General features: G+C 53.8%; 30 protein-coding genes and 3 tRNA genes. 7 read left to right on the plus strand and 26 right to left on the minus strand.

The genetic code is table 11. The features are described 5' to 3' along the window. Positions 1-57 precede the first annotated feature (57 nt). Both EDF81_RS04980 and EDF81_RS04985 read right to left on the minus strand, forming a co-directional pair. Positions 58-1038, minus strand: a complete 981-nt coding sequence (locus EDF81_RS04980; protein ID WP_123346800.1) for an arabinose ABC transporter substrate-binding protein — start codon at positions 1036-1038, stop codon at positions 58-60. Between the two features lie 313 nt (positions 1039-1351). Beyond that, entirely contained in the window at positions 1352-1909 is a 558-nt protein-coding gene (locus EDF81_RS04985; RefSeq protein ID WP_123346802.1) for a DJ-1 family glyoxalase III, read from the minus strand. Positions 1910-2182: 273 nt separating this feature from the next. Between EDF81_RS04985 and EDF81_RS04990 the strand changes: the two genes are divergently transcribed. Continuing rightward, positions 2183-3526, plus strand: a complete 1344-nt coding sequence (locus EDF81_RS04990; RefSeq protein ID WP_123346804.1) for an anaerobic C4-dicarboxylate transporter — start codon at positions 2183-2185, stop codon at positions 3524-3526. Positions 3527-3589: 63 nt separating this feature from the next. Here the strand turns inward: EDF81_RS04990 and EDF81_RS04995 are convergent, their stop codons facing one another. Both EDF81_RS04995 and azuC read right to left on the minus strand, forming a co-directional pair. After that, entirely contained in the window at positions 3590-3838 is a 249-nt protein-coding gene (locus tag EDF81_RS04995) for a DUF2766 family protein (RefSeq protein WP_123346806.1), read from the minus strand. 114 nt (positions 3839-3952) lie between these two features. Then, complete coding sequence (gene azuC / locus EDF81_RS05000) at positions 3953-4036, minus strand: stress response protein AzuC (RefSeq protein ID WP_014229869.1); 84 nt, start codon at positions 4034-4036, stop codon at positions 3953-3955. Positions 4037-4247: 211 nt separating this feature from the next. On the opposite strand from azuC, the gene EDF81_RS05005 reads away from it, so the two are divergent. Further along, entirely contained in the window at positions 4248-5669 is a 1422-nt protein-coding gene (locus EDF81_RS05005; protein WP_123346808.1) for an MFS transporter, read from the plus strand. 43 nt (positions 5670-5712) lie between these two features. Here EDF81_RS05005 and EDF81_RS05010 read toward each other — a convergent pair whose 3' ends face one another. Next, on the minus strand, positions 5713-6351 hold the full coding sequence (locus EDF81_RS05010; protein ID WP_123346810.1) for an RpiB/LacA/LacB family sugar-phosphate isomerase: 639 nt from the start codon (positions 6349-6351) through the stop codon (positions 5713-5715). Between the two features lie 295 nt (positions 6352-6646). Here EDF81_RS05010 and yecR point away from each other — a divergent pair, with 295 nt between their 5' ends. After that, on the plus strand, positions 6647-6985 hold the full coding sequence (gene yecR, locus EDF81_RS05015; protein ID WP_123347678.1) for a YecR family lipoprotein: 339 nt from the start codon (positions 6647-6649) through the stop codon (positions 6983-6985). 212 nt (positions 6986-7197) lie between these two features. Further along, positions 7198-7695: a non-heme ferritin gene (gene ftnA, locus EDF81_RS05020; protein ID WP_123346812.1), complete on the plus strand. Its 498-nt coding sequence runs from the start codon at positions 7198-7200 to the stop codon at positions 7693-7695. A 39-nt stretch (positions 7696-7734) separates the two neighbouring features. Here the strand turns inward: ftnA and EDF81_RS05025 are convergent, their stop codons facing one another. Beyond that, positions 7735-7974, minus strand: a complete 240-nt coding sequence (locus EDF81_RS05025; RefSeq protein ID WP_123346814.1) for a YecH family metal-binding protein — start codon at positions 7972-7974, stop codon at positions 7735-7737. A 205-nt stretch (positions 7975-8179) separates the two neighbouring features. Here EDF81_RS05025 and tyrP point away from each other — a divergent pair, with 205 nt between their 5' ends. After that, on the plus strand, positions 8180-9391 hold the full coding sequence (tyrP, locus tag EDF81_RS05030) for a tyrosine transporter TyrP (protein WP_123346816.1): 1212 nt from the start codon (positions 8180-8182) through the stop codon (positions 9389-9391). Positions 9392-9452: 61 nt separating this feature from the next. Here tyrP and EDF81_RS05035 read toward each other — a convergent pair whose 3' ends face one another. Next, positions 9453-10118: a YecA family protein gene (locus EDF81_RS05035; RefSeq protein ID WP_123346818.1), complete on the minus strand. Its 666-nt coding sequence runs from the start codon at positions 10116-10118 to the stop codon at positions 9453-9455. A 154-nt stretch (positions 10119-10272) separates the two neighbouring features. Here EDF81_RS05035 and EDF81_RS23885 point away from each other — a divergent pair, with 154 nt between their 5' ends. Beyond that, positions 10273-10677 (plus strand): hypothetical protein, encoded by a 405-nt coding sequence (locus EDF81_RS23885; protein WP_148049907.1) that lies wholly within the window; start codon positions 10273-10275, stop codon positions 10675-10677. 98 nt (positions 10678-10775) lie between these two features. On the opposite strand, the gene EDF81_RS05040 is transcribed toward EDF81_RS23885, so the two are convergent. From EDF81_RS05040 to uvrY, 7 genes are all read right to left on the minus strand, one after another. After that, positions 10776-11267 (minus strand): hypothetical protein, encoded by a 492-nt coding sequence (locus EDF81_RS05040; RefSeq protein ID WP_123346820.1) that lies wholly within the window; start codon positions 11265-11267, stop codon positions 10776-10778. A 220-nt stretch (positions 11268-11487) separates the two neighbouring features. After that, a tRNA-Leu gene (locus tag EDF81_RS05045) sits at positions 11488-11573 on the minus strand. Positions 11574-11585: 12 nt separating this feature from the next. Further along, positions 11586-11659: transfer RNA gene (locus EDF81_RS05050), tRNA-Cys, on the minus strand. Positions 11660-11710: 51 nt separating this feature from the next. Then, positions 11711-11786: transfer RNA gene (locus tag EDF81_RS05055), tRNA-Gly, on the minus strand. 153 nt (positions 11787-11939) lie between these two features. Continuing rightward, complete coding sequence (gene pgsA, locus EDF81_RS05060; protein WP_123346822.1) at positions 11940-12488, minus strand: CDP-diacylglycerol--glycerol-3-phosphate 3-phosphatidyltransferase; 549 nt, start codon at positions 12486-12488, stop codon at positions 11940-11942. A 56-nt stretch (positions 12489-12544) separates the two neighbouring features. After that, on the minus strand, positions 12545-14377 hold the full coding sequence (uvrC, locus tag EDF81_RS05065) for an excinuclease ABC subunit UvrC (RefSeq protein WP_123346824.1): 1833 nt from the start codon (positions 14375-14377) through the stop codon (positions 12545-12547). Continuing rightward, entirely contained in the window at positions 14374-15030 is a 657-nt protein-coding gene (uvrY, locus tag EDF81_RS05070) for a UvrY/SirA/GacA family response regulator transcription factor (RefSeq protein WP_123346826.1), read from the minus strand. The genes uvrC and uvrY overlap by 4 nt, the downstream gene beginning before the upstream one ends. 458 nt (positions 15031-15488) lie before the next feature. Between uvrY and EDF81_RS05075 the strand changes: the two genes are divergently transcribed. Continuing rightward, entirely contained in the window at positions 15489-15713 is a 225-nt protein-coding gene (locus EDF81_RS05075; RefSeq protein WP_123346829.1) for a DUF2594 family protein, read from the plus strand. 71 nt (positions 15714-15784) lie between these two features. On the opposite strand, the gene sdiA is transcribed toward EDF81_RS05075, so the two are convergent. From sdiA to EDF81_RS05135, 12 genes are all read right to left on the minus strand, one after another. Further along, a complete protein-coding gene (gene sdiA / locus EDF81_RS05080; protein ID WP_123346831.1) occupies positions 15785-16507 on the minus strand; it encodes a transcriptional regulator SdiA in 723 nt (240 codons plus the stop codon). Between the two features lie 255 nt (positions 16508-16762). Beyond that, a complete protein-coding gene (gene tcyN, locus EDF81_RS05085; RefSeq protein ID WP_123346833.1) occupies positions 16763-17515 on the minus strand; it encodes an L-cystine ABC transporter ATP-binding protein TcyN in 753 nt (250 codons plus the stop codon). Continuing rightward, on the minus strand, positions 17512-18180 hold the full coding sequence (tcyL, locus tag EDF81_RS05090) for a cystine ABC transporter permease (RefSeq protein WP_123346835.1): 669 nt from the start codon (positions 18178-18180) through the stop codon (positions 17512-17514). The genes tcyN and tcyL overlap by 4 nt, the downstream gene beginning before the upstream one ends. A gap of 21 nt (positions 18181-18201) precedes the next feature. Next, positions 18202-19188, minus strand: coding sequence for a D-cysteine desulfhydrase (gene dcyD / locus EDF81_RS05095; protein WP_123346837.1), 987 nt, complete (start codon positions 19186-19188; stop codon positions 18202-18204). A 95-nt stretch (positions 19189-19283) separates the two neighbouring features. Continuing rightward, positions 19284-20084, minus strand: a complete 801-nt coding sequence (gene tcyJ / locus EDF81_RS05100) for a cystine ABC transporter substrate-binding protein (protein WP_123346839.1) — start codon at positions 20082-20084, stop codon at positions 19284-19286. Between the two features lie 86 nt (positions 20085-20170). Beyond that, the gene (gene fliZ / locus EDF81_RS05105) at positions 20171-20722 is read right to left on the minus strand and encodes a flagella biosynthesis regulatory protein FliZ (protein ID WP_123346841.1); all 552 of its coding nucleotides are present in this window, start codon (positions 20720-20722) and stop codon (positions 20171-20173) included. A gap of 60 nt (positions 20723-20782) precedes the next feature. Beyond that, the gene (locus tag EDF81_RS05110) at positions 20783-21502 is read right to left on the minus strand and encodes an RNA polymerase sigma factor FliA (protein WP_123347679.1); all 720 of its coding nucleotides are present in this window, start codon (positions 21500-21502) and stop codon (positions 20783-20785) included. Between the two features lie 279 nt (positions 21503-21781). Further along, complete coding sequence (locus EDF81_RS05115; RefSeq protein ID WP_123346843.1) at positions 21782-22471, minus strand: WbqC family protein; 690 nt, start codon at positions 22469-22471, stop codon at positions 21782-21784. Then, positions 22468-23505, minus strand: a complete 1038-nt coding sequence (locus EDF81_RS05120) for an FkbM family methyltransferase (RefSeq protein WP_184999465.1) — start codon at positions 23503-23505, stop codon at positions 22468-22470. Before EDF81_RS05120 ends, EDF81_RS05115 begins: the two co-directional genes overlap by 4 nt. Positions 23506-23566: 61 nt before the next feature. Next, entirely contained in the window at positions 23567-24844 is a 1278-nt protein-coding gene (locus EDF81_RS05125) for an ATP-grasp domain-containing protein (protein ID WP_123346847.1), read from the minus strand. Beyond that, complete coding sequence (locus tag EDF81_RS05130; RefSeq protein WP_123346849.1) at positions 24831-25820, minus strand: hypothetical protein; 990 nt, start codon at positions 25818-25820, stop codon at positions 24831-24833. The genes EDF81_RS05125 and EDF81_RS05130 overlap by 14 nt, the downstream gene beginning before the upstream one ends. Further along, positions 25817-26974: a DegT/DnrJ/EryC1/StrS aminotransferase family protein gene (locus EDF81_RS05135; RefSeq protein ID WP_123346851.1), complete on the minus strand. Its 1158-nt coding sequence runs from the start codon at positions 26972-26974 to the stop codon at positions 25817-25819. The genes EDF81_RS05130 and EDF81_RS05135 overlap by 4 nt, the downstream gene beginning before the upstream one ends. Between the last annotated feature and the right edge of the window lie 6 nt (positions 26975-26980).

Genomic DNA, 26980 nt, shown 5'->3' on the forward strand with positions numbered 1-26980 from the left:
TAACAGCGTTGCAGAGGTGACGCCGCTAAACGGCGTCACCCTGCGTTATGGCCAGACTTACAGGCCTTTTTTCGCCAGCTCTTCTTTGAAGTTATCGCGGGTGATCAGCACCACGTCCGTTACCGCAGTGAACTTCGGCGGCTCTACGCCTTTTTCAACCCAGTTGTAGAGCATCTCACTGGTTTTATACCCGTGGACGTCCGGGCTCGGCAGCAGCGAACCAAAGAAGCCCGTCGCCTGTTTTTTGGAGAGTTCGCTGACCGCATCCACGCCGTTGATACCGATGCCGATGACGTCAGGCGCTTTAAAGCCCTGCCCTTCGGTCGCGCGCACGCCGCCCAGCACGGTGCTGTCGTTCATGCCGAGCACCAGCCAGTGTTTGACCTCCGGGTGCTGCACCAGCAGGGAGTTGCCCGCGTCAAATGCGCCAGGGATATCGTTGGCTTTGGTCGGGACCTGATAGATCTGTTTTTCCGGGAAGCCGGCAGCCTTCAGCGCATCCATCGAGCCGGTGGTGCGACGACGGGCGGTGTCCAGTTCATTAGCGGTAATCGCCATTACCGCCGTCTCTTTCACATCCCAGCCGCGCTTCTGCATCTCTTTATACAGTTCCTGGCCCTGACGTGCGCCAATCTCGCTGGCCGCCATCATCACCAGCGGTACCGTCTCCATCGGCTGGCCTTTGGCATTAACGAACTGGTCGTCCACGGCAATCACCTTCATGTCGTAGCCGCGGGCTTTGGCAACGATGGCTGAACCGAGTTTCGGGTCAGGGGTACAGATAACAAAGCCTTTTGCGCCGCTGGCGGCCAGGCTGTCGATGGCATTAAGGGTTTTCTCACCGTCAGGAACGGCAATTTTGATCACCTCAAAGCCGAGATCTTTCCCGGCCTTATCGGCAAATTTCCATTCCGTCTGGAACCAGGGTTCTTCCGGCTGTTTCACCAGAAAACCGAGCTTCATCGTCTCTGCGATAGCGGATTGTGACATAACGGCTGCCAGACCAATGGCCGCCAGCGCTTTAGTGAATTTGTGCATGGTAAACTCCAGCTTTAACGTTCTTTTATGTAGGGTAGAAAAAGCACGAATCTTATTAAGTTGACGTAAAACAATGCATTAGCATCCACAGGTCACCGGATGCAGGTGCTGAGGGTATTTTTAGCGGGAAATTGATTCTCCATAGGAGAGCGCCATCACACCGCAGAATTACAGTGGATGCGTGCATAGATTCAGTGGGAAAAGGCATAAGAAAGAGGCTATTTGTATGATGAATTTAAATAGCGACAGTGAAATTATCCATAAGACCAGCAAAACACTCCCGACGACATTGCGCCGTCGGGCAGAACGGAGATTACCAGCGGTAGTAAATATGATCGGCGTGATCGCGCACCGGTGCTTCATCGCCCAGCAGACGTGCGGCAACCGTAAAGGCAAAGTCAAAAACATGCCCCAGCCCTTTGCCGCTGATCAGGTTGCCGTCTTCAACAACCGGCGCATCAACATACTCGCCGTCGGTTACGGTTTGCCAGAGATCGCCGGAGCAGACATAGCGCCGCCCTTTCAGCAGCCCGTTGCCCCCAAGGATCCGTGCCGCCGCCGAGCAAATGGGGCAGATTAATTTACCCGCAGCGTCATGGGCCGCGACAAACGCGATAACCGCTTTATTGGCGGCCAGATTAACGCTTCCCGCCGGACCGCCGGGGAGCACGACCGCGTCATAGCGTACCTCGGCCCGTTCGGCGAGGGTGGTATCGGCCACCATCGGGATATCGTGATAGCTCACCACCGCCCGCGACTCGGCGCAGGCCACAATTTCCACCTCAATATGTAAACGGCGCAGAATATCGATGGTCACGATGGCTTCCGCCTCTTCGAACCCCGGCGCCAAAAGCACAGCAACTTTCTTCATCTTTTACTCCTGTAGAGATCTAAGCTGAGACAAAACAAGCCATTGTGTCCTGGCACGCCATGGATAAACCCCGGTCCGGTCACAATACCGCCACCTGACGCCACGCATTCCTCTCTCCTTTGTCACGATCAAACAAGGCGATAACAGGCCAACAACTTTATCGTAACGTTATGTTTTTGTTACGTTTTGATAAATCCGATCCCGCTCGCACTGCTTACCCATACAAAATGCAATGATTTACGTAATCCTCTTACTGATACTCACAGGTGTTGCATGATTACCATCGAGTTTATTGTCATTATTGCCTGCCTTCTGGTGGGAACCCGCTATGGCGGTATGGGTTTAGGTCTGATCAGCGGTATCGGCATTTTCATTCTGAGTTTTGTTTTCGGGCTGCAGCCGGGTAAGCCGCCGGTCGACGTCATGCTGACGATCCTCGCGGTCATCGGCTGTGCCGCGACTCTGCAGACCGCTGGCGGGCTAAACGTGATGATGCAGTTCGCCGAGCGACTGCTGCGTAAGCATCCTCAGCACATCACCCTGCTGGCGCCTTTTACGACCTGGACGCTGACCTTTCTCTGCGGCACCGGCCACGTGGTCTATACCATGTTCCCGATCATTGCCGATATCGCGCTGAAAAAAGGGATCCGCCCGGAGCGGCCGATGGCGGTGGCCTCTATCGCCTCGCAGATGGCCATTACCGCCTCTCCGGTGTCGGTTGCCGTAGTCTCCCTGGTGTCGATTCTGGCTGCCCAGCACGGCGTCGGTCATGCCTGGGGGATCCTGCAAATTCTGGCTGTTTCAGTTCCGGCCTCCCTGTTTGGCGTGCTGATTGCCGCCCTGTGGAGCCTGCGCCGGGGTAAAGATCTGGCGGATGACCCGGAGTTCCAGGCCCGCATCAGCGACCCGGTTCAGCGCGAGTTTATTTACGGCAGCAGCGAAACGCTGATGGACCAGCGTTTCCCGAAACAGGCCTGGTGGTCAACGTGGATCTTTTTCACCGCAATCCTGCTGGTGGTGCTGTTTGGCGCGATCCCCGAGCTGCGTCCGGCGTTTGAAGTAAAAGGCAAGCTCGCCGCGCTGTCGATGAATCTGGTGATCCAGATGATGATGCTGATTGCCGGGGCGGTGATTTTAATTGGCTGTAAAGTGAATGCGTCGGCGATTGCCAACGGGGCGGTATTTAAGGCCGGGATGGTGGCGATTTTCTCCGTCTTCGGCGTGGCGTGGATGAGCGATACTTTCTTCCAGGCCCATCTGGATGAGCTGAAGATGGCCCTCGAAGGTGTGGTGAAAAGCCATCCCTGGACCTACGCAATCGTGTTGTTTCTGGTGTCAAAGCTGGTTAACAGCCAGGCCGCCGCTCTGACCGCCGTGGCACCGATGGGCTTAATGCTCGGGGTCGAACCTAAAATGCTGCTGGCCTTCTTCCCGGCCTCTTACGGCTATTTTGTTCTGCCCACCTACCCCAGCGATCTGGCCTGTATCGGCTTTGACCGCTCAGGAACAACCCGCATTGGCAAATATATTCTGAACCACAGCTTTATTATCCCAGGGCTGATTGGCGTTAGCTGCGCCTGCCTGGCCAGCTATATGCTGGTTCAGGCAATCTTCTGATACAGCAACGCCGGGACTAACCCGGCGTTGTCTTGTCCTGCAGGGCCTCGACAGAGGCCTTTTTTAATGCGCTTCGCTCTGCGGCGTAAACTTAAGCTCAATCAGCGCGATCGCTTTTTGCACCGCACGCTGGGTGACGGGATCGGCGGCCGGACTGCTGCCGAAATCAATACTTTTCAGCTGGGCGGACATCTTCTCACGCACTTCTACCGGCGCAATGACATCAATCACGTCAAGGATCTGCTTGATCACCAGCTGGCAGGCGACAACGTCGGAAACCAGCTCATCGCTGGCATTTGGAACCTGGGACATAAAACGCTCCTTATTATTAGGCAGCGTAATAGTACCGTCCGACGGCAGAAAACGGTAGTCTGTTCCCCCTGCCGTTTTGCGGGCATAAAAAAACCTGCCGCGGCAGGTTTTTTATCAGAACATAGCGCCTGGCGGTACGTCTTTGAAAGTCTTGCAATAGTTTTCGAACATGCTTTTCAGGATTTTACGCAGTTTCATGGAATGCTCCGGATGTTTTTTGTTAAGCAGGTGTTATTGTCGATAGACATATAATATGACACTCATCACAAAAATCAACCAATTCGTGACTCAAATCACATAAAATTTAATCAATTTTGTTAAATTTTAAACAAAAGTCATTACGAATCCGCCGCTTACAATTCAACTTAGCGGTAAAATTTTCTACTTTATTTGATATGGCAAGCACACTATGAGTGACAATACGTCCGTCAGTAACCGCCGGGGGCTCTCGCCCACCGCGCTGCTGGTTGCCGGCGCGTTCTTTATGGAGTTTCTTGACGGCACGGTCATCGCCACCGCCCTGCCGGAGATGGCACAAACCTTCGGGGTCACCGCCGTCGACCTTAATATCGGCATCAGCGCCTATCTGATTACCCTCGCCGTACTGATCCCGGCCAGCGGCTGGATTGCGGATCGCTTCGGCGCCCGAAATGTTTTTACCCTCGCACTGGCGATTTTTACCCTGGCTTCCGTCCTCTGCGGACTGGCCACCAGCGTCGACAGCTTTGTGGCGATGCGCATACTGCAGGGCGTCGGCGGTGCGCTGATGGTGCCGGTTGGCCGACTGGCGGTGCTGCGCACCACGCCGAAGGAGCATTTGATTGCCGCTATCGCCACCCTCACCTGGCCCGCGCTGGTGGCGCCGATTATCGGGCCGCCGCTGGGCGGATTTATCACCCGCTTCGCCGACTGGCGCTGGATCTTCTTTATTAACGTGCCGCTGGGGCTGCTGGGTATCGCCCTGGCGTTGCGTATCATTCCGAATATTCGTGAAGAGGAGCGACGGCCGTTCGATCTGCCGGGCTTTCTGGCAACCGGCGTGGCAATGGTCAGTCTGGTCTACGCGATGGAAACCCTGGGCGCACAACACAGCGAGGCCGGATTAACCGCAGGACTGCTGGCGCTGGGAGGCCTTGCCTTCTGGTACTCTCTGCACCATTTCCGCCGCGCACGCTGGCCGATGATTCGGCTTGATGCCATGCAGGTACCCACTTTCCGCGTCACCATGTACGGCGGATCGCTATTCCGGGCCTCGATCAGCGCCGTACCGTTTCTGCTGCCGCTGCTGTTCCAGGTGGGTTTCGGGATGGACCCTTTCCATTCGGGCCTGCTGGTGCTGGCCGTCTTCGCCGGGAATCTGACCATCAAACCCGCGACAACGCCGCTTATCCGCTGGCTGGGCTTCCGTCGTCTGCTGCTGATTAACGGCGCGCTTAATGTGCTGGCCCTGCTGGCCTGTGCCCTGCTGACGCCGCAAACGCCGGTCTGGCTGACGATGTTGATCCTCTACCTTGGCGGCGTTTTCCGATCCATTCAGTTTACCGGGGTCAGTACCCTTGCCTTCGCCGATGTCCCCTCGGCGCAGATGAGCTATGCCAACACGCTGTTCAGCACGGCGACACAGCTGGCCGTTGGCCTCGGCATTACGTTAGGCGCTATCGGTATCCGTATTGGTGAACATGTTGGCGAGTGGCTGGCGCTGACAAATGTGCCGGGCATCAGTTTCAGGCTGGCTTTTGTGGTGATCGCTTTGATTTGCCTGATCGGCATGGTGGATACGCTGCATCTGACCAAAAATGCCGGCAGCGCGGTCTCCCGGAAAAAGGCATAAAAAAAAGGCCAGCGCAATGCTGGCCTCATTATTATTTCTCGCCTCAGGCAAGAATTTCGCGAACAAAGGCTTCGATCTCTTTGTCCTGGCAGTGTTCGAAGAAGCACTGCTGGAAACGCTGACCGGTGACGGCGGTTTTGACCAGCTCCGGATCGATTGCACGCAGGGTGTCGAGGTAGTTCTCTTTTACCACGGCAGCTTTCACCTGGTTCAGAATACCGGCGTTGCGTACCTGCGGCTCTTTACGCTCCGGCGGGTAGCCTTCGCCTTTACGGCCGGTGAACGCTTTTTCGAAGATGAAGCGAACGTTCAGCTCTGCACCCCAGCCAAAGCCTTTAGCAAACGGCAGAGAAAGTGCGTTGCCATTGTTGATCTGCGCGAACAGGAACGCATCCGCCGGATCGATACAGTAGCCGCAAACTACGCCCGGGTGGATGTTCAGGGACATCAGCGCGCCCTGACCGGTGCCGCAGCCGGTGACCACGAAATCGACCGCACGGGAGTTCAGCAGGATGCTGGCCATGATCCCCAGATGGATATAGGTCAGATGGTGATCGTTTTCGTCACTCATACCTACGTTAAAGACCGGGAAACCTTTTTCGTCAGCGACGGCTTTCAGCTCATTGTGAATGATGGCGTTTTTCGGTGCCTGGCTGTTTTCCATCATCAGTGCAATTTTCATTCTTTACTCTCCTGAGTGCGGGCGGTCGATCCGCCGTGGATAGCTAATGTTGGGCAAACCTTACTACTTCACAAACATACTTTCAAATTTAGTGAAAAATGGTTTTAAAAATTACAGATGGGCTCACATTTTTGCCAAAAACGTCCGGGTTCGTCTGTTCCCTCACCCGGCATTGCGAGGGTAGATCCGTCCACCGTTGCGATAAGTAAGCCTGGATACTCAGGCTATTCCGGCCATTGACGCTGACATTTGCGGGATAAGATGCAAAGATCTGAGGATAATGCCGAGCGACGCCATGAAGAAAGTCATCCTTATCACCGCACTCTTTGTGCTGAGTGGTTGTTCTATTAATCGTGAAGCGGAAGTAAGTAACGTTGACACGACCAGCGGCGTGGTGCGTTTGACCTATGGTCAGGCCGCGCTACAAAATGCTTATACCGACACCAGCGTAGCCAATGGTACGGCGACCCGCCAGTGCCAGCAGATGGGCTATGCCACGGCGGAGCCCTTTGGCCAGCCGGTCACGACCTGTAGCGTGTTTAGCGCGTCAGTGTGCCTGAATGAAAAAGTGACTCTTCAGTATCAGTGCCGCGGGGTCGCCTTTAGCCAGAGCAGCTCAGCGCATTACTGGTAATCGCCAGGGCCAGCATTATTTGCTGGCCCTATTTTCGGGTAATAACAGAGTAAATAAATTCTATTCTCATTTGCTATTAAAGCGCCAATGCGTTTTATTCCCATTCGCATTTTTAATAAATAATTTAATTATTTTACCTTTTGCAAATAATTAAATAACAAATTATAGTACGCCCATGATCACCACCCTTATTATTTATTGTGGAGCGCACGATGCTTAAAGCTGAAATGATTGAAAAACTGAATGAGCAGATGAACCTTGAACTTTATTCATCGCTGCTCTATCAACAGATGAGCGCGTGGTGCAGCTTCCACAGCTTTGAAGGTGCCGCTGCATTCCTGCGTCGCCATGCCCAGGAAGAGATGACGCATATGCAGCGTCTGTTTGATTACCTGGCCGATACCGGCAGCCTGCCGCGTATTAATCAGATTTCATCCCCGTTTGCCGAGTACGCTTCCCTTGATGAACTGTTCAAAGCGACCTACGAACATGAGCAGCTGATCACCCGTCAGATCAACGAGCTGGTACACGCGGCGATGATCAACCAGGATTATCCAACCTTTAACTTCCTGCAGTGGTACGTTGCCGAGCAGCACGAAGAAGAGAAGCTGTTTAAATCCGTTATTGATAAGCTGGCGCTGGTCGGCAAAAGCGGCGAAGGTCTTTACTTTATCGATAAAGAACTGGCGACCCTCGACGCGCAGAATTGATTATTGTGGCGGTAATGGCTGCGGCTATTACCGCCATTATTAATGATGGCAGATTTTACTTTCATGTGTAGTAAAGCCATCCTGCTGCGGAATAAATTTCCCGCGTTCAGCCAGAAACAAAACCAGCTCCCCGGCGGTCATGCCCTGTGCTGAACAGGTATGAAAACGCGCCTCGTCACCAAATTTTGCAATAATCGCCTGCTCCAGACTTTTCTCGCTATAGCCCGTCTCCGAGTCCAGCATCATATTTAACACTTCGTGGCCGTGAATGGATGTCATTCTCTTTTCTCTGTATCCGTCATTAGAAACGCAGGCTAACCTGCATTTTTCCCGCATGTTTTGCGCTGGCACAGGTTTCTCCGCATTAACTTTTTCCGTAAAGTTTTGATTACACAGCCTGTAAGCCACGTTTGACGAAATCCAGCTTTTGCCTTACTCTGCGCCGCATATTTTGTTGATGAAGCCGTTAGTCGCAGAGGAAAGCGTGAAAAACCGCAGTCTGGGAAGTATTTTAATCGTTGCCGGTACCACTATCGGCGCAGGGATGCTGGCGATGCCGCTGGCAGCCGCCGGAGTCGGTTTCGGCGTGACGCTGGCACTGCTTGTCGGCCTGTGGGGGCTGATGTGCTATACCGCCCTGCTGCTGCTGGAAGTTTATCAGCACGTCCCCGCCGATACGGGGCTTGGCAGCCTGGCTCAGCGCTATCTGGGTCGTTACGGCCAGTGGCTGACCGGCTTCAGTATGCTGTTTCTGATGTATGCCCTCACCGCCGCCTATATCAGCGGCGCGGGAGAGCTGCTCTCTGCCAGCCTGAACCAGTGGCTGGATCTCGCCCTGCAGCCCGCCGTTGGGGTACTCCTTTTTACCTTTGTTGCCGGGGGCGTCGTCTGCGTCGGCACCTCGCTGGTGGATCTGTTTAACCGCTTTCTGTTTGCCGCCAAGACGCTGTTCCTGGTGGTGATGCTGGTGCTGCTGATGCCGCATGTTCACAAGGTGAATCTGCTGACTCTGCCGCTGGAGCAGGGACTGGCGCTGTCGGCGATCCCGGTTATCTTTACCTCGTTTGGTTTCCACGGCAGCGTACCCAGTATTGTCAGCTATCTGGGCGGGGACGTGCGCAAACTGCGCCGGGTGTTTATTATCGGCAGCTTTATCCCGCTGGTGGCCTATATTTTCTGGCAGCTCGCCACGCTTGGCAGCATTGAGTCCTCCACCTTTGCCGGTATGCTGGCCAGCCAGGCCGGGTTGAATGGCCTGCTGCAGGCTATTCGCGAGGTCGTCGCCTCCCCGCACGTTGAGCTGGCGGTGCATCTGTTCGCAGACCTGGCCCTGGCAACCTCCTTCCTCGGCGTCACGCTGGGGCTGTTCGACTACCTGGCAGATCTGTTCCAGCGCCGCAATACGGCCGGTGGTCGTCTGCAGACGGGCGCGATCACCTTCCTGCCGCCGCTGGCCTTCGCCCTCTTCTACCCGCGTGGTTTTGTGATGGCCTTAGGCTATGCCGGGGTCGCGCTGGCCGTGCTGGCCCTGCTGGTTCCGTCCATGCTGGCCTGGCAGAGCCGCAAACGTACGCCGGAGAGCGCCTGGCGCGTTGCCGGAGGTAAACCGGCTCTGTGCCTGGTCTTCGCCTGCGGTATCGCCGTGATCGCCATTCAGTTCTCTATTGCCGCCGGCCTGCTGCCCGCCGTGGGTTAAGGTATAAAAAAAGGTCTGACACCACACGGCGTCAGACCTTTTTTATTGATACTGGCTTAACTTAGTGCAGACAGCACTGTTTAAACTTTTTACCACTGCCACACGGGCAGGGATCGTTGCGACCCGTTTTATTCTCAGCAACGTGCGGCTGCTGTACAACCGGCTCAACCTGATGGGTCGACCAGTATTCATGCAGCGCCAGCGCCGCCGGGCGAATCGCGTCTAAAGAGTCAATAAATGCCTCCGGCTCCATCTCATCAAGCAGCGCTTCCTGCGCTTCATCGCCGTGTAGTGAGATAGCGGCAAGCGCCGGCTTCAATGCGTCAGGCAGCCCGGACCAGTCGCGTAACGCCACGCCGCGCATATAGCCATAGCACCACTCTTCGACGATAGTCAGGGACGACCCGTCCACTTCACGCTCGCCAAACAGCGGCTCAAACTGATCGGGATAGTCGAACAGCCTCTCGCCAATGTCATTCATATGCTGAAACGTCAGATTCATAAACCGATCCAGCTCGCGTTCATTGGTCCAGCTCGGCACATGCTCTGCCCCGCCCCACAGCGCCAGCAGCCACTCATCCGGGTCGATCTCTGAAGGACTGGATAAAATCGCCGTCAGCATCCCGTCCAGCTCGGAAACATCGAGGATTGATTTGTCGTGGCTGTACTTCGCCAGCAGCTCATCAAGCCACTCCAGCTCTTTTTCTGTTAAAGGCCCTTGTTTCATGGATATCGCCTCTCCCGACGCGTCAATATTGTTAGCGCGCAATGATAGCCTGGATCCTTGCAACAGCCCATCTTCGTCGCCGGGATCGAGATAAAAACATTCACGTAACAATAGTATTTATCGACATTAACCCGGATATTTAATCAGAAGATGAATGGGATGGCGTTTTTCTAAACGGTTAACAAACGATGTCAATGACGTGGTAGACGCTTATCGCAGCAATATAGATAATCTGCGCCGGGTTATTTTGCGAGTGCAGTATAATGAAAATGTTTCTGTATATTCTGTGTTTCTTAATGACACTGTTTCTGATTATTACCTTTACCCTGCCAGGCCTGACAGGCAGTACGTCGGCGGCGGCACACAGCGCCGAAATGCACGCCAGGGCAATACCCAAAATGCTTTGACGTCGGGAACCCGATGTTACGCCAGGCGCTCTATCCTGGTATCTCCTCGTCAGCACCAGAAGGATGTAAAAATGTCACCTCGCAGCGCGTGGATCGTGGTTTTTTTGGTGAGTGCCCTTTTCTGGGTGGGGCTGTGGCTGGTTGTTGGCTGAAGGGTAGAATGACTGCTCAATCACAACCAGGCAGTAAGACTCTGACTTATTGGTATCGGGCAGTTTCTGCAGACGGCAAATACCAGCCATTTCGCGCCTTAGCCGTTAGATCTCTTATGCGCAATATCTATCTCGACAGCCATTTTGATTTGATCCTTTTCAGATTCTATCTCTCGGATGCCCTCCTCCAGACTATCAAGGCAAGCAGCAAGTATTTTTCTTTTTTCAGGATCTGTTTCATATTTTAATTTAACTTCCGGCTCGATCATTTTTGCTCTTATTGCCTGGATACGCTCGTTATAGGGTTCAACCTTTTCACCAATAATTCTGTTCTTCTCGTTGTACCAGTACATGTTTTCATTGAAACGTTCCAGACCCGTGTTTGCGTCATTGAAAACCTTAGCGACGGTAGCTGAAACAGCACCAGAGCGACTGGATTTTTTGCTGAACATCTTCATCAACAATCCAGAAACAACGATCACCGGTATCGCCACATAGGTTAAATATACGCCAACGTAGCTCACGGTCAGTAAGGTCAGGATATAAAGAATCAGAGTGGAATAAAAAACATACTTTGAAAGCGAATGCATATTTCTTCTCGGTTTAGTTCTTAGCTATTTTCTGCAGATCGTCCAGCCGCCAGCTCAGATGACGCTCTACAGTCGCTTAACGATACCACTACAGGAGAAACAGGACAATTTACTACCGGGAACAGAAAAATGATGTAGGGATAAAATGCAGGCACAAAAAAACCACCCGAAGGTGGTTTCACGACACTGCTTATTGCTTTGATTATTCTGGAATTTCCAATGGTACCCGGAGCGGGACTTGAACCCGCACAGCCAAAGGCCGAGGGATTTTAAATCCCTTGTGTCTACCGATTTCACCATCCGGGCACAGTAGGAAATTGGAGGCGCGTTCCGGAGTCGAACCGGACTAGGCGGATTTGCAATCCGCTACATAACCGCTTTGTTAACGCGCCAGAATATTCAGGTCTTACGACCAGCACCCGCTTACTGCCGATGCTTTAAACTGGAGCGGGAAACGAGACTCGAACTCGCGACCCCGACCTTGGCAAGGTCGTGCTCTACCAACTGAGCTATTCCCGCAAATCAGCAATCAATATTCATAATTACTTGATTTTGCTATCGTCTGGCAGACAGTGCTGCCGTTCGATGCGATGCATTCTACTTACCTGACGCGTTGAGTCAACGTTATTTTTCTCAACGCAGGATCGTTTGCTGAAAATTACGGCGAAACGATCACTGTTCAAGCAAATCACCGCGTGCGGCGTTCAGATACTGGAACATGGACCACAGGGTCAGTACGGCCGCAACGAAGAACAGCGCGATAGCGGCGTACTCCATCCAGATATTTGCCCGCCACAGCAGCCCCACCAGGGCGGTCATCTGGGCGGTGGTTTTCACTTTACCGATCCAGGACACTTTAACCTGGCTGCGCTTGCCCATCTCGGCCATCCACTCCCGTAGTGCGGAGATAATAATTTCACGGCCAATCATGGTCGCCGCTGGCAGGGTCACCCACCAGCTGTGGTAGTGCTCGGCCACCAGCACCATGGCAATCGCCACCAGCACTTTATCCGCAACCGGATCGAGGAAGGCACCAAAGCGGGTACTCTGGTTCCAGCGACGGGCCAGGAATCCATCAAACCAGTCGGTAACGGCAGCAACGCAGAAGATCAGCGCACAGACAAACGGCGCCCAGGTGAATGGCAGATAGAATGCCAGCGCAAAGAACGGGATCAGTATGACGCGAAACAGAGTAAGCAGCGTAGGGATATTAAATCGCATAATGCATGTAACTATCTGTTGTTTGTGAAAATTAGCCCTATGTTGCTACAGAGCACCTAATGTTTCAACGAGTAGTAGATCTTTTCTGCCAGACCTTGCGAAATACCCGGCACTTTCGCAATTTCTTCAACGCTTGCGGTCAGCAGCCCCTGCAGGCCACCCATATATTTCAACAGCATTTGCCGCCGCTTCGGCCCAACGCCCTCGATGGTTTCGAGGCTGCTGGTGTTTTTCACCTTCGCCCGCTTTTTCCTATGCCCGCCGATAGCATGATCGTGCGAGTCATCGCGGATATGCTGAATCACGTGTAGCGCAGGCGAGTCCGGCGGCAGGCTAAAGCCCTCGCCTTCCGGCTCAAGAAAGAGCGTTTCCAGCCCGGCCTTACGGTCGGTCCCCTTGGCGACGCCCAGCAGCAGCGGCCGCTGTTTGTCCCAGGGCACATCCAGTTCGGCGAAAACGGCCTTCGCCTGCCCCAGCTGCCCTTTTCCGCCATCAATCACGATAACGTCGGGGATTTTACTCTCTTCAATGGCCTTACCATAGCGTCGACGCAAGACCTGGTTCATGGCCGCGTAGTCATCGCCCGGTGTAATACCGGTAATATTATAGCGACGATACTCCGCTCGCAGCGGCCCATTGCTGTCAAAAACCACGCAGGAGGCCACCGTCTGCTCACCCATGGTATGGCTGATATCGAAGCACTCCATGCGGTTAACCGCAGGCAGTCCCAGAACCGCTGCCAGCGCGGTAAGACGCTGGCTAACCGTAGAGCGCTGTGCCAGACGGGTCGTTAAGGCCGTCGCCGCGTTGGTTCGCGCCAGCTTAAGATAACGGGCGCGATCGCCACGTGGGCGAGTCTGCACATTGACTTTACGTCCTGCCAGCGCGGAAAGCGAATCGGCCAGCAGGGTTTTATCCGTAAGATTGAAGTCCAGCAGGATTTCGCCGGGCAGGGTTCGCGCCTGGCTGCCCTGCAGATAGAACTGGCCAACGAAGGTTTCGACCACTTCCCCGACTTCGGTATCCGCTGGAATTTTAGGATAATAGCTGCGGCTACCGAGCACTTTACCCTGACGAATAAAGAGCACGTGTACGCAGGCCATTCCGGCATCGAACGCCACGCCAATCACATCGAGATCGTCGCCGGTATTGGAGACAAACTGTTTCTCGGTCACCCGGCGCACGGCCTGGATCTGATCGCGGAATCGCGCCGCCTCTTCAAATTCCAGGGCCTGGCTGGCTTTTTCCATCCGCGCAATAAGCTGCGTCAGAACCTGGTCGTCCTTACCGGCAAGAAACAGACGGACGTAATCAACCTGCTGAGCATAATCCTCTTCGCTGACCAGCCCCGCGACGCAGGGCCCCAGGCAGCGGCCAATCTGATATTGCAGGCAGGGGCGAGAACGGTTGCGATAGACGCTGTTTTCACACTGGCGCACGGGGAAGATTTTTTGCAGCAGCGCCAGCGTTTCACGCACCGCATAGCCGTTGGGGAAAGGCCCGAAATATTCGCCTTTGATATGCTTCGCCCCACGGTGCGTCGCCAGCCGGGGATGGGTATCCGCGCTCAGCAGAATGTAGGGATAGGATTTATCGTCGCGCAGCAGCACGTTATAGCGCGGCTGATACAGTTTGATGTAGTTATGCTCCAGCAGCAGCGCTTCGGTTTCCGTATGGGTGACCGTCACGTCGATCTGCTGAATTTGCGCCACCAGCGCTTCGGTTTTGCGCGAGGCAAGATTGCTGCGGAAATAGCTGGAGAGCCTTTTTTTCAGGTCTTTCGCTTTACCGACATAGATAACGGTGCCAGCAGCGTCGTACATACGATATACGCCGGGCTGGCTGGTCACCGTTTTCAGGAAGGCGTGTGAATCGAAATCATTGCTCACTGACTTGCTAACGGCTCCGCATTACACAGACCATGGCGGATAGCCAGATGCGTCAGTTCCACATCGCCGTGAATGTTTAATTTACTGAACATACGATAGCGGTAGCTGTTCACCGTTTTCGGGCTGAGATTAAGCTGCTCTGAGATCTCGTTAACCTTCTGGCCTTTGGTGATCATGAGCATAATTTGCAGTTCACGCTCGGATAAACTGGCAAAAGGCGACTCTGTTTTATCCGGCTCGATCTGGCTTAACGCCATCTGCTGCGCGATGTCGGAGGCGATATAACGCTGACCGGAAAACACCGATCGAATGGCGTTGACCACCTCCTGCGGCGCAGCACCTTTGCTCAGGTAGCCTGCGGCACCGGCCTGCATGACTTTTGCCGGCAGCGGGTTTTCGGTATGCACGGTGAGCATGATGATTCGGGTATCAGGAACCGAACGGGCGATTTTGCGCGTGGCTTCCAGGCCGCCGATGCCGGGCATACTCATGTCCATCAGCACCACATCGGCCGCGTTAGCGCGACACCATTTGACGGCATCTTCGCCGCAGCACGCTTCGCCAACGACCTTTATACCCTTAATATCTTCCAGAATGCGTCGTATCCCTGCGCGCACCAGTTCATGGTCATCAACAAGAAGTACGTTGATCAAAGGAATAATCTCCTGAATAGGGATAACGCTTACTGACAGCGAATCTGCCTATATTAACGGGTTTTAACTTAAGTTTGAAATGTAAAAACGGTCGGCGCCCGGCTTCGCCTCTCGTTTTCGGAAATTCTGCTGTACAGAAGGTGGAAACATCCCCCTTTTGGTGCGGTCTGTGTACATTTTTTTAAGTTAGCAATTTTCAAAACGCGACAAAAACGAAGCGACAAAACGCGCGCCTGACGCACGCAAATTGTAACAACAAATAACCAGTAAAAAACCGTATTTATACATTTAAAAGGTTATATGGTTATTACTTTTATTTTTCATCGCATTTATTGTTGACAATCTGTTTACCGGTGCTTAAAAAACAACCGCTCCTGTTTTTGCCCCACCTTGTGGTATACTCCGCCGCCTTGCCAATTATCGTCGCGCGAGTGCGCAGTTATCAAACGAGGAAATAAATGAGTACACCTGACTTTTCCACCGCCGAGAATAACCAACATCTGGCCCAGGAAATCTCCTGCATGAAAGCGCTGTTGACCCTGATGCTGCAGGCGATGGGCCAGGCTGACGCCGGCCGTGTGATCCTGAAAATGGAAAAACAAATTGCCCAGCTGGATGATGAAGCTCAGGCAGCGGTCTTCTCCGCCACCGTTCAGCAAATTAAACAGGCATACCGCCAGTAACAAAAAACCGGCTGCCCCTCTCGGTTGCAGCCGGTTCGTTCGATGTCTGACACGCAGAACCTTGCCTTACTTCAAATCAGCCCTATCGCAGCCGCATAGCAGGCGATTTGCGTTTTATTCGGCGCGTTGAATTTCTTCTGCATATTCTTCTGATGGAAATTAACCGTATTCTCGGAAATAGACAGAATAATGGCGATTTCCGCCGAGGTTTTTCCCTCCGCTGTCCATTTCAGAATTTCCAGTTCGCGCTTGCTGAATCGCATTTCCGGCGGCATCACCATCTCATCTTCCAGCCGTAATAAGGTCATCATGCTCAGCTGGAGTAATGTCTGCAGCCGCAGATCGATATCCGCGCTGAACGGCATCGGCACGCCGACGCGATTACTGGAGACAGAGAGAAAGCCCAGGGCATGGTTAGGCAACATCAGGCACTGGGTGAATCCTTTGCGCAGACCGTGATCTCTGGCGGCTTCCCACAGGGTTGGTGCGTCAGAAAATAGCTGGTCGCTCCAGGGTAAGTGGCCCTGAATAAAATTATCCGCTTTTAATACAGGGTCAATGGCAAAATAATTTTCAGCCTGATAATGCGCCATCCACGAGGAAGGATAGGTAGTATGCAGCGAGATCCGGGGGCGGGTAAACGGCACGGGGTGGCGGACACAGAGCGCGTAGTATTCAAATTCCATCAGCAGGGTTTGCTGCTGTAATGTCCGATGTACTTCTTCCGCTGCCGTCATTCCCTGGAAGCGGTACATCATATCGCGCCGCCAGGTAAAGAAATCGATATCCTGCATACTTAATCTTCGAATCCCTGAGAGTAATAATCATTATTATATATATATCAGGCTAACACATAAAGCTTATTAATATGTATAAAATAACCTGTGTTCTGCGGATTACCTGAATTTCACCCTCAAATTCTGAGAGATAGCGCCAAAAAAATAGCGCTGTATGACCTGAGACAATGCTGTCTCAGGCCAGATTAATAAGGTTAATTTACGTTATGTCAGCATAATCAGGCGCAGCGCAGACGGCGGTACGCCAGGCTGTCAGGGAACCAGGAATTTCTCAAGGAACTGGCGGGTGCGAGGCTGCTGCGGGTTAGCAAAAAGGGCTTTAGCCTCCCCCTGCTCGACGATACGACCCTGATCCATAAAAATCGCCCTGTCGGCGACGTCACGGGCGAAACTCATCTCGTGGGTCACGATAACCAGAGTGCGTTTCTCCTGCGCCAGCTGGCGAATGGTGTTCAGCACCTCCCCCACCAGCTCAGGATCAAGCGCAGAGGTTGGTTCATCGAACAGGATTACATCCGGGCGCATTGCCAGCGCGCGGGCAATCGCTACCCGCTGCTGCTGCCCGCCGGAGAGACGGCGCGGGTAGCTCGTCTCCTTCCCGCCCAGACCGACCTTGCCCAGCAGTTCACGGGCGCGGCCGATGGCCTCATTTTTGTCCTCGCCTTTGACAATCACCGGCCCCTCAATGATGTTCTCCAGCACGGTTCGGTGTGGAAACAGATTGAAGTTCTGGAAAACAAAACCAACGTGCTGACGTAGCTGGCGGATAAGCGACTTCTGCTGGCTCAGCGGGCGGACAGTATCGATGGTGATCTCGCCGACGCGAATGGTGCCGCTTTCCGGCTGTTCAAGCAGGTTTATGCTGCGCAGCAGCGTGGTTTTACCCGAGCCGCTGGGGCCAATGATGGCAACCACCTCGCCCTGCTTAACCTCAAGATCGATTCCGTGCAGCACCCTCTGCCCGTGAAAGGCTTTCACCAGGTTTTTGACTTCGATAGCACTCATTTCGGATCGCGCTCCTGGCGGTTAAGCTGGTTTTCAAAGTAGTTCTGCAGCGTCGACAGTACCGTCGCCATCACCCAGTAAATCAGCGAGGCGGCGAGATACATGGTGAAGACCTCCAGCGTGCGGGAGGTGATCAGCTGCGCCTGGCGGAACAGTTCCGGAACCTGGATGGTGGCCGCCAGCGAGGTATCTTTTACCAGGCTGATAAAGCTGTTACTCAGCGGCGGCAGTGCGACCCGCGCCGCCTGCGGTAAAATGGCTCTTCGCAGGGTCTGCCATGGCGTCATCCCGATACTGGCCGCCGCTTCCCACTGGCCCTTATCGATGGATGAGATTGCCGCACGCAGCGTTTCCGCAGCATAGGCCGCCGTATTCAGCGACAGGCCAATCATCGCCGCCGGGATCGGGTCCAGCTCAATACCAAACTGCGGCAGGCCGTAGTAGATCATAAAGAGCTGTGCGATAAGCGGCGTTCCGCGAAAAACGGAGATATAGAAGCGGGCCAGCCACCGGAATCCCCAGAAGGGAGAAAGACGCATCAGCGCCAGCAGGAAGCCCAGCAGCAGGCCGAAGAACATACCGCCGATACTGAGCTGCAGGGTAAACACCGCCCCCTTTAACAGGAACGGGGCGGAATCGATCACCAGTTGAAGACTTTCTTGCATTATGGGTGCTCTGCCTGGAGTTTAAATTGTCGGATGATAGGCAAAGAGCGCGGGCGCCCCACCGGTATGCACAAACAGGATTGGGCCTTCATCTTTAAAGCGCTTCTGGCTGATACCGTCGATCAATCCGGCCATCGCCTTGCCGGTATAGACCGGGTCGAGAAGAATACCTTCCAGCCGCGCCAGCAGTTTCACGGCTTCCTGCCCTTCTTCGTTGGGCGTACCGTATCCCGGCGCAAAATAGTCATCCCAGAGCACAATCTCAGCACGCGCCGTCAGTTCGAGCTCGGCGGCGACAGCCTGCTGTAGCGCCACCACTTTAGGGCGCTGCTCGGCGACTTTGCGCGAGACCGTTACGCCAATTAATTCCGCTTCCGGCATCAGCTGTTCCAGCCCCACTGCCAGACCGGCATGGGTTCCGGCGCTGCCGGAGGCCACGACAACGGAGGAAATATTGACCGCGTCTTCGCACTGACGGGCAATCTCCAGGGCGCTCTCGACATAGCCCATCGCGCCCAGCGCATTTGAGCCACCGACCGGGATAACGTAAGGACGAAAACCTTCGGCCTCAAGTCGCGTCGCCAGGGCTTCCATCTGCTGGTCAGGCTGGGTCAGCGCGTCACACATTTCGACCTGGACATTAAAAAGATCCAGCAGCAGACGGTTGCCGTTGCTGAGGTAGTTTTCAGCCCGGGTTCCAATGGGATTTTCCAGCAGCGCCACGCAGTGCAGGCCCAGGCGGGCGGCAACGGCGGCAGTCTGACGAACATGATTGGACTGAATAGCACCGGCAGTCACCAGCGTATCGGCCCCTTCGCGCAGCGCGTCGGCGGCGAGGAACTCCAGTTTGCGCAGCTTGTTGCCGCCCATCGCCATCGGCGTGACGTCATCGCGCTTGATAAAGATCTCGCGGCCCAGATAGTCCGAAAAGCGTGGAAGATACTCCAGCGGGGTCGGCGCACCGATCAATTCCAGCCGGGGAAAACGGGTTAGATTTTGCAGTGACATGGCACCTCCGATTCTGCAGTTCTTTTTATTATGCACGCAATGCAGCAGGAAATAAAAAAGGCGCCGATATCAGCGCCTTTTCCTTGCCTGGACGATTATTTCGTCACGTCGGCACCAAACCATTTTTCGGACAGCGCCTTGAGGCTACCGTCTTTTTGCATGTCGGCAATCGCATCGTCGATAGCCTTCAGCAGGTCTTCATTGCCTTTACGCAGGGCAACACCGGCTTCCTGACGGGAGAAGGGTTCACCGGCAACGGCCAGGGTATCTTTGGTCTTTTTCACCAGATCCAGCGCCGCCAGACGGTCTACCAGAATGGCATCCACGCGGCCAACGCGCAGATCCTGGTATTTGGTCGGGTCATCATCATAGGTACGGATGTCCACGCCCTGAACGTTAGCGCGCAGCCACTCTTCGTAGTTGGTTCCCAGACCCACACCGACTTTTTTACCTTTCAGGTCGGCAGAAGATTTAATGGAGGACTCATTGCCCTTTTTCACCAGCGCCTGAATACCGGAGACGGTGTAGGCCGTGGAGAAATCATACTTCTTCTTACGCTCATCGGAGATGGTCACCTGATTGATCACCACGTCAATGCGCTTAGAGTCGAGCGAGGCCAGCATGCCGTCCCATTTGGTCGGTTTCAGAGACGCTTTCAGGCCCAGATGCTGCGCCAGAGATTCAGCGAACTCCACCTCAAAGCCGGTGAGCTTACCGTCATCGCCCTGGAAGCTGAACGGCGGATAGGTGCCTTCAAGCCCCACCAGCAGCGTGCCGCGCTCTTTCACTTTGCCTAACAGATTTTCTGCCGCGAAGCTGGCGGTACTCATTCCCGCCACCAGTGCAACAGCCATGACGCCCATCAGCGCCTGACGACCCACGCGTGCTAATTTCATAGTCACCCCAATATTATTAAAATGACGGTAGTGTAGTGAGTCGGTGAGGTCATCACCAACATCACTTCGCTACATCTTATGCACTTTTAATATATATCAGAAGTTGAATTGAGCACGATATTACGGGCAACAGGCACCGGCATCTGCGTTTTAAACTGCGCATATTTACGCAGGGCGATGCGGTAGTTGTTGGTGCTGGTTGATGGCAGCCAGGGTTCGAGGTTTTCATCGATAAACCCTTCCTGCAGCAGCGTATGGGAGATGTTATTTTCGTCGAGGTGATTGCCAAGGCGGCGCAGGCGGACAACGTACTCGCGCACGGTGCCGTGGCTCATTTCGGTTTGTTCAAACAGATACTGTTTAAAACCGATAATGTCGAAGTAGTCGCTGTGTTCCTTGCAATGCAGATCGCCACAGAAGCGGCACAAAGCCATCCACTCCTGCTGCTCATGCTGCCACTCTGTTTCATCCATCAGCGTATCGAGCCGGGAAATGGCAATTTTATTAACGATTTCCCCGCGGCGGACCAGCGTAATGCGATCAAGCAATTTGTGGCAGTGGGCGCAATGTGTCTGGCTGTGTTTAAAGTCTTTAAGATAGCGGCTTAGGGGCCGTCTTTTAGATTGCTGCACCGTCATGATAACTCCTGGTTGTCAATGCATTGTGCGGCATTTGGTGGGGGTGAGGTTATCAGCCCCCTATAACTTACCCAGCTTGGTTCGCAGACGTTTAATGGCCTGGCTGTGCAGCTGGCTGACCCTTGATTCTCCCACTTCCAGTACCGCACCAATCTCTTTGAGATTAAGCTCTTCCTGGTAGTAGAGCGTCAGTACCAGCTGTTCGCGTTCCGGTAAGGCTTCAATCGCCTCCATGACGCGATGGCGCAAATTGCCCTCCATCAGCTGGTGCAGCGGGTTTTCCTGTTGGTTGTCTTCCGTGACCAGCTCGATACTGTCGCCGTGCTCTTCTCGCCACTCATCGTAGGAGAACAGCTGGCTGTTATTGGTATCGAGCAGCATCTGCCGGTAGTCTTCAACAGAAACAGCAAGGCGTTGTGCAACTTCCGTCTCCGTTGCGTTACGTCCCAGCTCCTGCTCCAGTTGCCCTATCGCCTGTGCCACTTCGCGGGCGTTGCGGCGGACGCTGCGCGGCACCCAGTCACGGCTGCGCAGTTCGTCCAGCATCGCACCACGAATACGCTGCACTGCGTAAGTCGTAAATGCCGTTCCTTGCAGAGCGTCATACCGTTCTACTGCGTTCAGTAGTCCGATACCGCCCGCCTGCAGCAGGTCGTCTAGCTCCACACTCGCCGGCAATCGCACCTGGAGGCGCAATGCTTCGTGACGCACCAGTGGTACATAACGCTGCCACAGCGAGTGTTTATCCATTACACCTTCAGCGGTATACATTGAATTCACGATAAACAAGCCCTGCGTTTGTTGAGTTATCGGCACAATTATCCGATTCTGTAGGGCGTTTAATCGGATGAATAGTGGGTGAAATGAGGGGTTATTCTTAGGTTATGCCGTGGTAAATCGACTTATTTGCCACAATTTGTCAAATTTGTGTAAAAATCACATTATTTATCAAGGCATTACCCACCAGCGATGAAAATTTACATTACTGGCCCAGAGTACGACATCCGACCACGCCTAAGCCAAATTGTGATATCGCACAGTTAATGTATACAAAGTAGACTATAACAATTCATAGCGCATTAAATGCGCCTTAATATCGTCTGCAGAACAGTGCATCAAAACGTCAATAATTGACAGATTCGGCTGGAATGGGTGATTTCCTTGTGGATAAACAATCTCCTGCATTTTAAGGAATGACAAATCCAGGCCATGTGACGCAAAAAGCTCCTGCTGATAAAGATGTCTGCCACCAATGCTGTTGATGTACTGCTTGCCGCCAACCGCGAGGCATAAATTGATCACCTTTTCTGCCGCGCCGTCAGGACGCGGGTAGCTTAGCTCACTGGATAAACGAATTTTCGGCGCCAAATCCAGCCAGCTAAAAATCTCCCTAAAGGCCCGCAGGCACATCTGCGGAATAGAACGTTCTGGTGACAATAAAACCCGCTCTACGAGCGGATAAATATCGTTAAAGTAGGGTTTCTTGCTATAGGCCTGCTGAATCGTCTTGAGCACCTTCTCAACATCGTTTGAAAACTGTAGTTCATTGATTTTTAGGAAGGAAGAGGCTCCCGGCACGGGAACGGTAAAGCGCTTCGCTTCACCGTCCACCAGCACATTATTACGATTGATATAACCCTGCTTAATATAGTTAACATCATCGTAAATAATAAACGTATCGACCGCATTAATCAGTTGAAAGTATCCCAGATAAGGGAAAAGGTACGGCTGCATAATACCGACTTTCATAGCCCTACCTGGCCTGATGAATCAACCGGAACGAAGTAATAAACGGATTCCAGCAGTCCTTCAGTGTAGTGTCGGAGGTAGATACGATAATCCTGCCGATAACTCAGCACCTGCTCCGGTAATTTCCAGAGATCGTCGTACTTGTGATAGCAGCAAACGGCCAGCAGAGGATGCTGCTGCTGAATAATATTTTTGGCACCGGCCAGGGCCTGGGACTCATAACCTTCAATGTCCAGCTTTATCCAGGTCACCTCTCCTAACGACAAATCGTCAAGGCATTCAACGGCAACGGTAATATCACCGGTTTCACTGATCCTTGAGGCCGTACCGGCAGAGGCAAAACGCAGGGTTTCTTTACGATCGGACACGCCACACGGGTAGAAGTGAATCCTTCGGGCATCCGCCAGGCGCTTTTTCACCATCGCAAACTGCTCCGGCTCCGGCTCAAAGACATGCGCTGACTGATAATCAGGGAAACGCCGGATAAACTCAGCGGTTGTTTCACCATCGTAGCTTCCGCAGTCGACAAAATGTGACGTGAACGGCGACACGAAGGGGACATCAAAATACTGCTCATGAATGCGACAGGTGAATCCGGATAAGCACTCTAATGAATTGGTCAGTCTGAAATTGACCAGCGCATCAAATGTCTCGCGGGATTTATCATCCGCAAGTTTCTCCCTGATACGATCATAGCGCACGCGTTCTGCAATATAGTCACGCTGAAAAGCCTCCTGATGATACCAGGAGGGCTTCGTGAGCAGATGTGAAAATTGCTGGTAGAAACGGAAGTAATCCATCTGCTGAACGCCCTTTTCCGCCAGCACCCGCCAGGCGGTTAAGGGTCGGGCATCGACAACGGCACAAACCACCAGAGCATCTTCAGGCACCTGGTGAAGTTTGATCACCGGCAGCCCCGCTATTTCACGCTCACTGACTCTGTCGTCGATAAACCCATCCAGGGTAAATTTTTCGGCAATCTCTTTGCCATACGGCGTAACGCCAAAGATATAGCGAGGACGCTTTTGCGCCATAAATTCCTGAAAAAAAAGGGCACTCTCTGAGCTAGTTAGCATGGCATTATTCTTCTGTTCATTAACGCAGGAAAAATTCAACGGCATCCGTATCGATCGCCACCGTATTCGGGATCTGGCTGACATCCAGGCGCTCAGGGAAATAGTTATCGATAAACAGCGAGTACGGCGCAATAAATGCAGACTTTTTCTCCCCGCGGGTTAAATGAATAATTTCATCAAACAGGGAAACGGCAATGGCCGCCTTTTCAAGGGAAGCCTGCGGCACGGTCTCATGGCGGGTGATCAGCCGGACAGGAATACCCTGTCTGCGACACTGATAGATAAATGCCATCACCGTCGGAACCGCTTCACCATCGATAATCAAGGTATCATCGAGATCGACATAGACCTGCGTAAAGGCACAGTCGCTGCGCGTCCGGCTAATGATACTGCGATCGATTATCGTAATGGCGGAATTAGGAAGCGCGGTGACATCCCGGCCCATAAAGTCATGAAGCGCCATAAGCGGCAGGTTCACGCCGCGTGCGCGCTGGAACACCATTGCGCCCGCCACACGACATGAGACTTCCAGCAACTTCCACTGCCCATCGCGGTCCCGCTTCAGCTGCACAAACCACGGTCCACGCAGAACCAGACGCTGGTTAATTAATGTCACAATCGCCGTAACCTCTGCATCCAGCGGTACCGTGCGCGATCGCATACTGATACCGGCTCTGACACGCTCGCGGGTGCGCGGCCCGGACCAGATGAGCTGTCGATTACGATCGGTAAAGCAATCGACGGTGATTTCATCCCCCGGCAAATATTCTACGATCACGGCATCGCTGACGCGTTCGAGCGCGCCCGCAAGCGCCTCAGGACTGCTCACGCGTTCAATGCCGTTCCCACCCTGCCCGCAGTCGGGTTTAACAATAACCGGCCAGCGGTCTATCTCTGCCGCACTATGGTAGCGCGCCGGCGTCCACGGACAGTCGGCGAAGCGTTCATAGGTAGCGGATTTATGCCGGAGTATCCTGGCCGTTTCAGTATGACCATTAACAAGATACCAGCTCGCTCCCTTGTTTAACTCTGCCAGCTTCTGCGCGACGGAATCATGGGTGGCAAAAACCACATCAACGCGATAGTGAGCAATCAGCGCTTCAAAGCGGCTCAGAAAGTTCTCTTCACTGATATTCGGCAGATCGCCGGCATAGTCTTCAAAGCGAAACTCACCGTGATCGCTGACGCTTGATGCGCCTACCAGTTTATCGACGTGTAATGAGTAGCGCAGCGCCTGATAAATTTCGCCGGCATTCTCCGACCCACAGGGGAATACCAGTACGTTAAGCTTTTTCATCCTTCTCCCCGTCCGTGCTGGCGATCCACGCCAGAATAGTATCCGCAATGGTATTCATATCCGCCAGGTCGTAACGATGATCGACAGGCAGAGGGATGAGATAATCAATATAGTCCTGCTCAACATCGCCTGGACGCACGCGCGCGGCCGCATCCTGCCAGAACGTCGCCGTGTAAATCCGCGCTGCGTACAGGCTTTGGCGCAACCCCTCGCGGCGTAGCAACAGGGGATAACAAAGCGGCCCATAGGGCTGACTCTCAGGAAGCGGCAAGGCATTCAGATGCCGGAGCCTGGACTGCAGGTAGCGGAAATTACGCAGCCTTGCCTGCTCTACGAGCGGATAATCGACATTGCCCAGCAGCGTTTGCGTCAGCAGACTCATTCCACTGCCCGGCAGCGCGCATAAGCTATTTTCAGCCTGTTTATAGGCGTCAAAACCCGCTTCGGCTCCACGGGCTAAGCGCAGGAGCAGATGCTCCGCGGCGGGCAATGCCGCCTGCTCAGGCAGGATGACGGGAACACCGCTAACCAGCAGGCCGCCATCCGGCACGCCAAAAAATTTTCGCGGCGAGTAGAGGGTCGCCAGCACCTCACGGGGCGGTGCAAAGAAGGCCTGAGAACGATCCAGAATCAGCTGCGATGGATTGAAGCGCTGCAGTAACGCCTGCTCTTGTTCATCGCAGAGGCCAAAATAGTTAACGTACAGCAGCCATTCCCCCGGGCCTAATGTCAGGCCAGGTTCAGGATTGAACCGGGTATCCAGCGAATAGAAATGTACCGGTACGTTCAGCCAATGCAGCGGTGCCAGCATCGCATCGCAAATCCAGCGCGGCATCCATACCGCCGCAGGCTTTCCCGCCTCAAGCAGGGCATAAAAGGCCGCACGTGCCGTATTAAAACGCTCTGCATCCTGGTGGCAGGCCCGCTCTTTTAGCGGCAGCTCCAGCGGGAAATAACCGCCGATGGCATCCTTCACGCAACGTCACCGCTGGCCGTATGGGCAACGTGCTGCGGCTGCGTCAGGCTGCTGTGCTGACGAATCACCGCCACAACGCGCGCCAGATCCTCGTCGGTAAGATCCGGGAAAATAGGCAGACACAGCACCTTCGACGCAATATCTCCCGCGACCGGCAGATTATCCGGACTCGCCGACGGCAGATGCCGATACATTGAGAACGAACTAATCAGCGGGTAGAAGTAGCGGCGGGAATAGATGTCCTGCGCTTTTAACGCCTCATAAAGAGAATCGCGGTCGACAGGATAGGACGCCTCGACCAGTACCGGGAAGTAAGCGTTATTCCACTCCACGTTATCCGGCGCGTGGAACAGCTTAATGCCGGGGATATCGCCCAGCAATGCGCAGTAGCGCTGATAGATACGCTTGCGCGACGCCAGCGCTCCATCAATATGCTGTAGCTGAACCAGGCCGAATGCGGCCTGAACTTCGTTCATTTTGGCGTTGATACCCGGAGCCACCACGGTGGTCTCGCCCGCAAAGCCAAAGTTTTTCAGGTAGTCGATACGCTGCTTCATCCGCGCGTCCTGGCAGATAATGGCGCCGCCTTCAAAGGTATTAAAGACCTTTGTCGCGTGGAAGCTTAAAATCGACAGATCGCCGAAGTTCAGTACGCTTTGACCATCCTGCTTAACGCCAAAGGCATGAGCGGCATCGTAAATCACTTTCAGGCCCCAGGCATCTGCGATGCTCTGGATGCGATCAACATCGCAGGGTATCCCGTAGCAGTGAACGGGCAGGATCGCCGAGGTGGCAGGCGTAATCAGCTGCTCAATTTTGCTCGGATCGATATTGCAGGTGATCGGATCGATATCCGCAAATACCGGCGTCAGGCCGTTCCACAACAGCGAGTGAGACGTGGCCACAAATGAGTACGGCGTGGTGATCACTTCGCCGGTAATGCGCAACGTTTGCAGCGCCGTAAGCAGCGCCAGCGTACCGTTAGAGAACAGTGAAAGATACTTGACCCCCAGATAGTCCGCCAGCTCCTGTTCCAGCTGCTGATGGAATTGACCGCCGTTGGTCAGATATTTGTTTTGCCAAATCTGCTCCAGATAGGGGATAAACTCCTCCAGCGGTGGCAGCAAAGGGCTGGTAACGTAAACATTGCTCATATCACG

The organism is Enterobacter sp. BIGb0383 (assembly GCF_003751845.1).
Lineage (GTDB): Bacteria > Pseudomonadota > Gammaproteobacteria > Enterobacterales > Enterobacteriaceae > BIGb0383.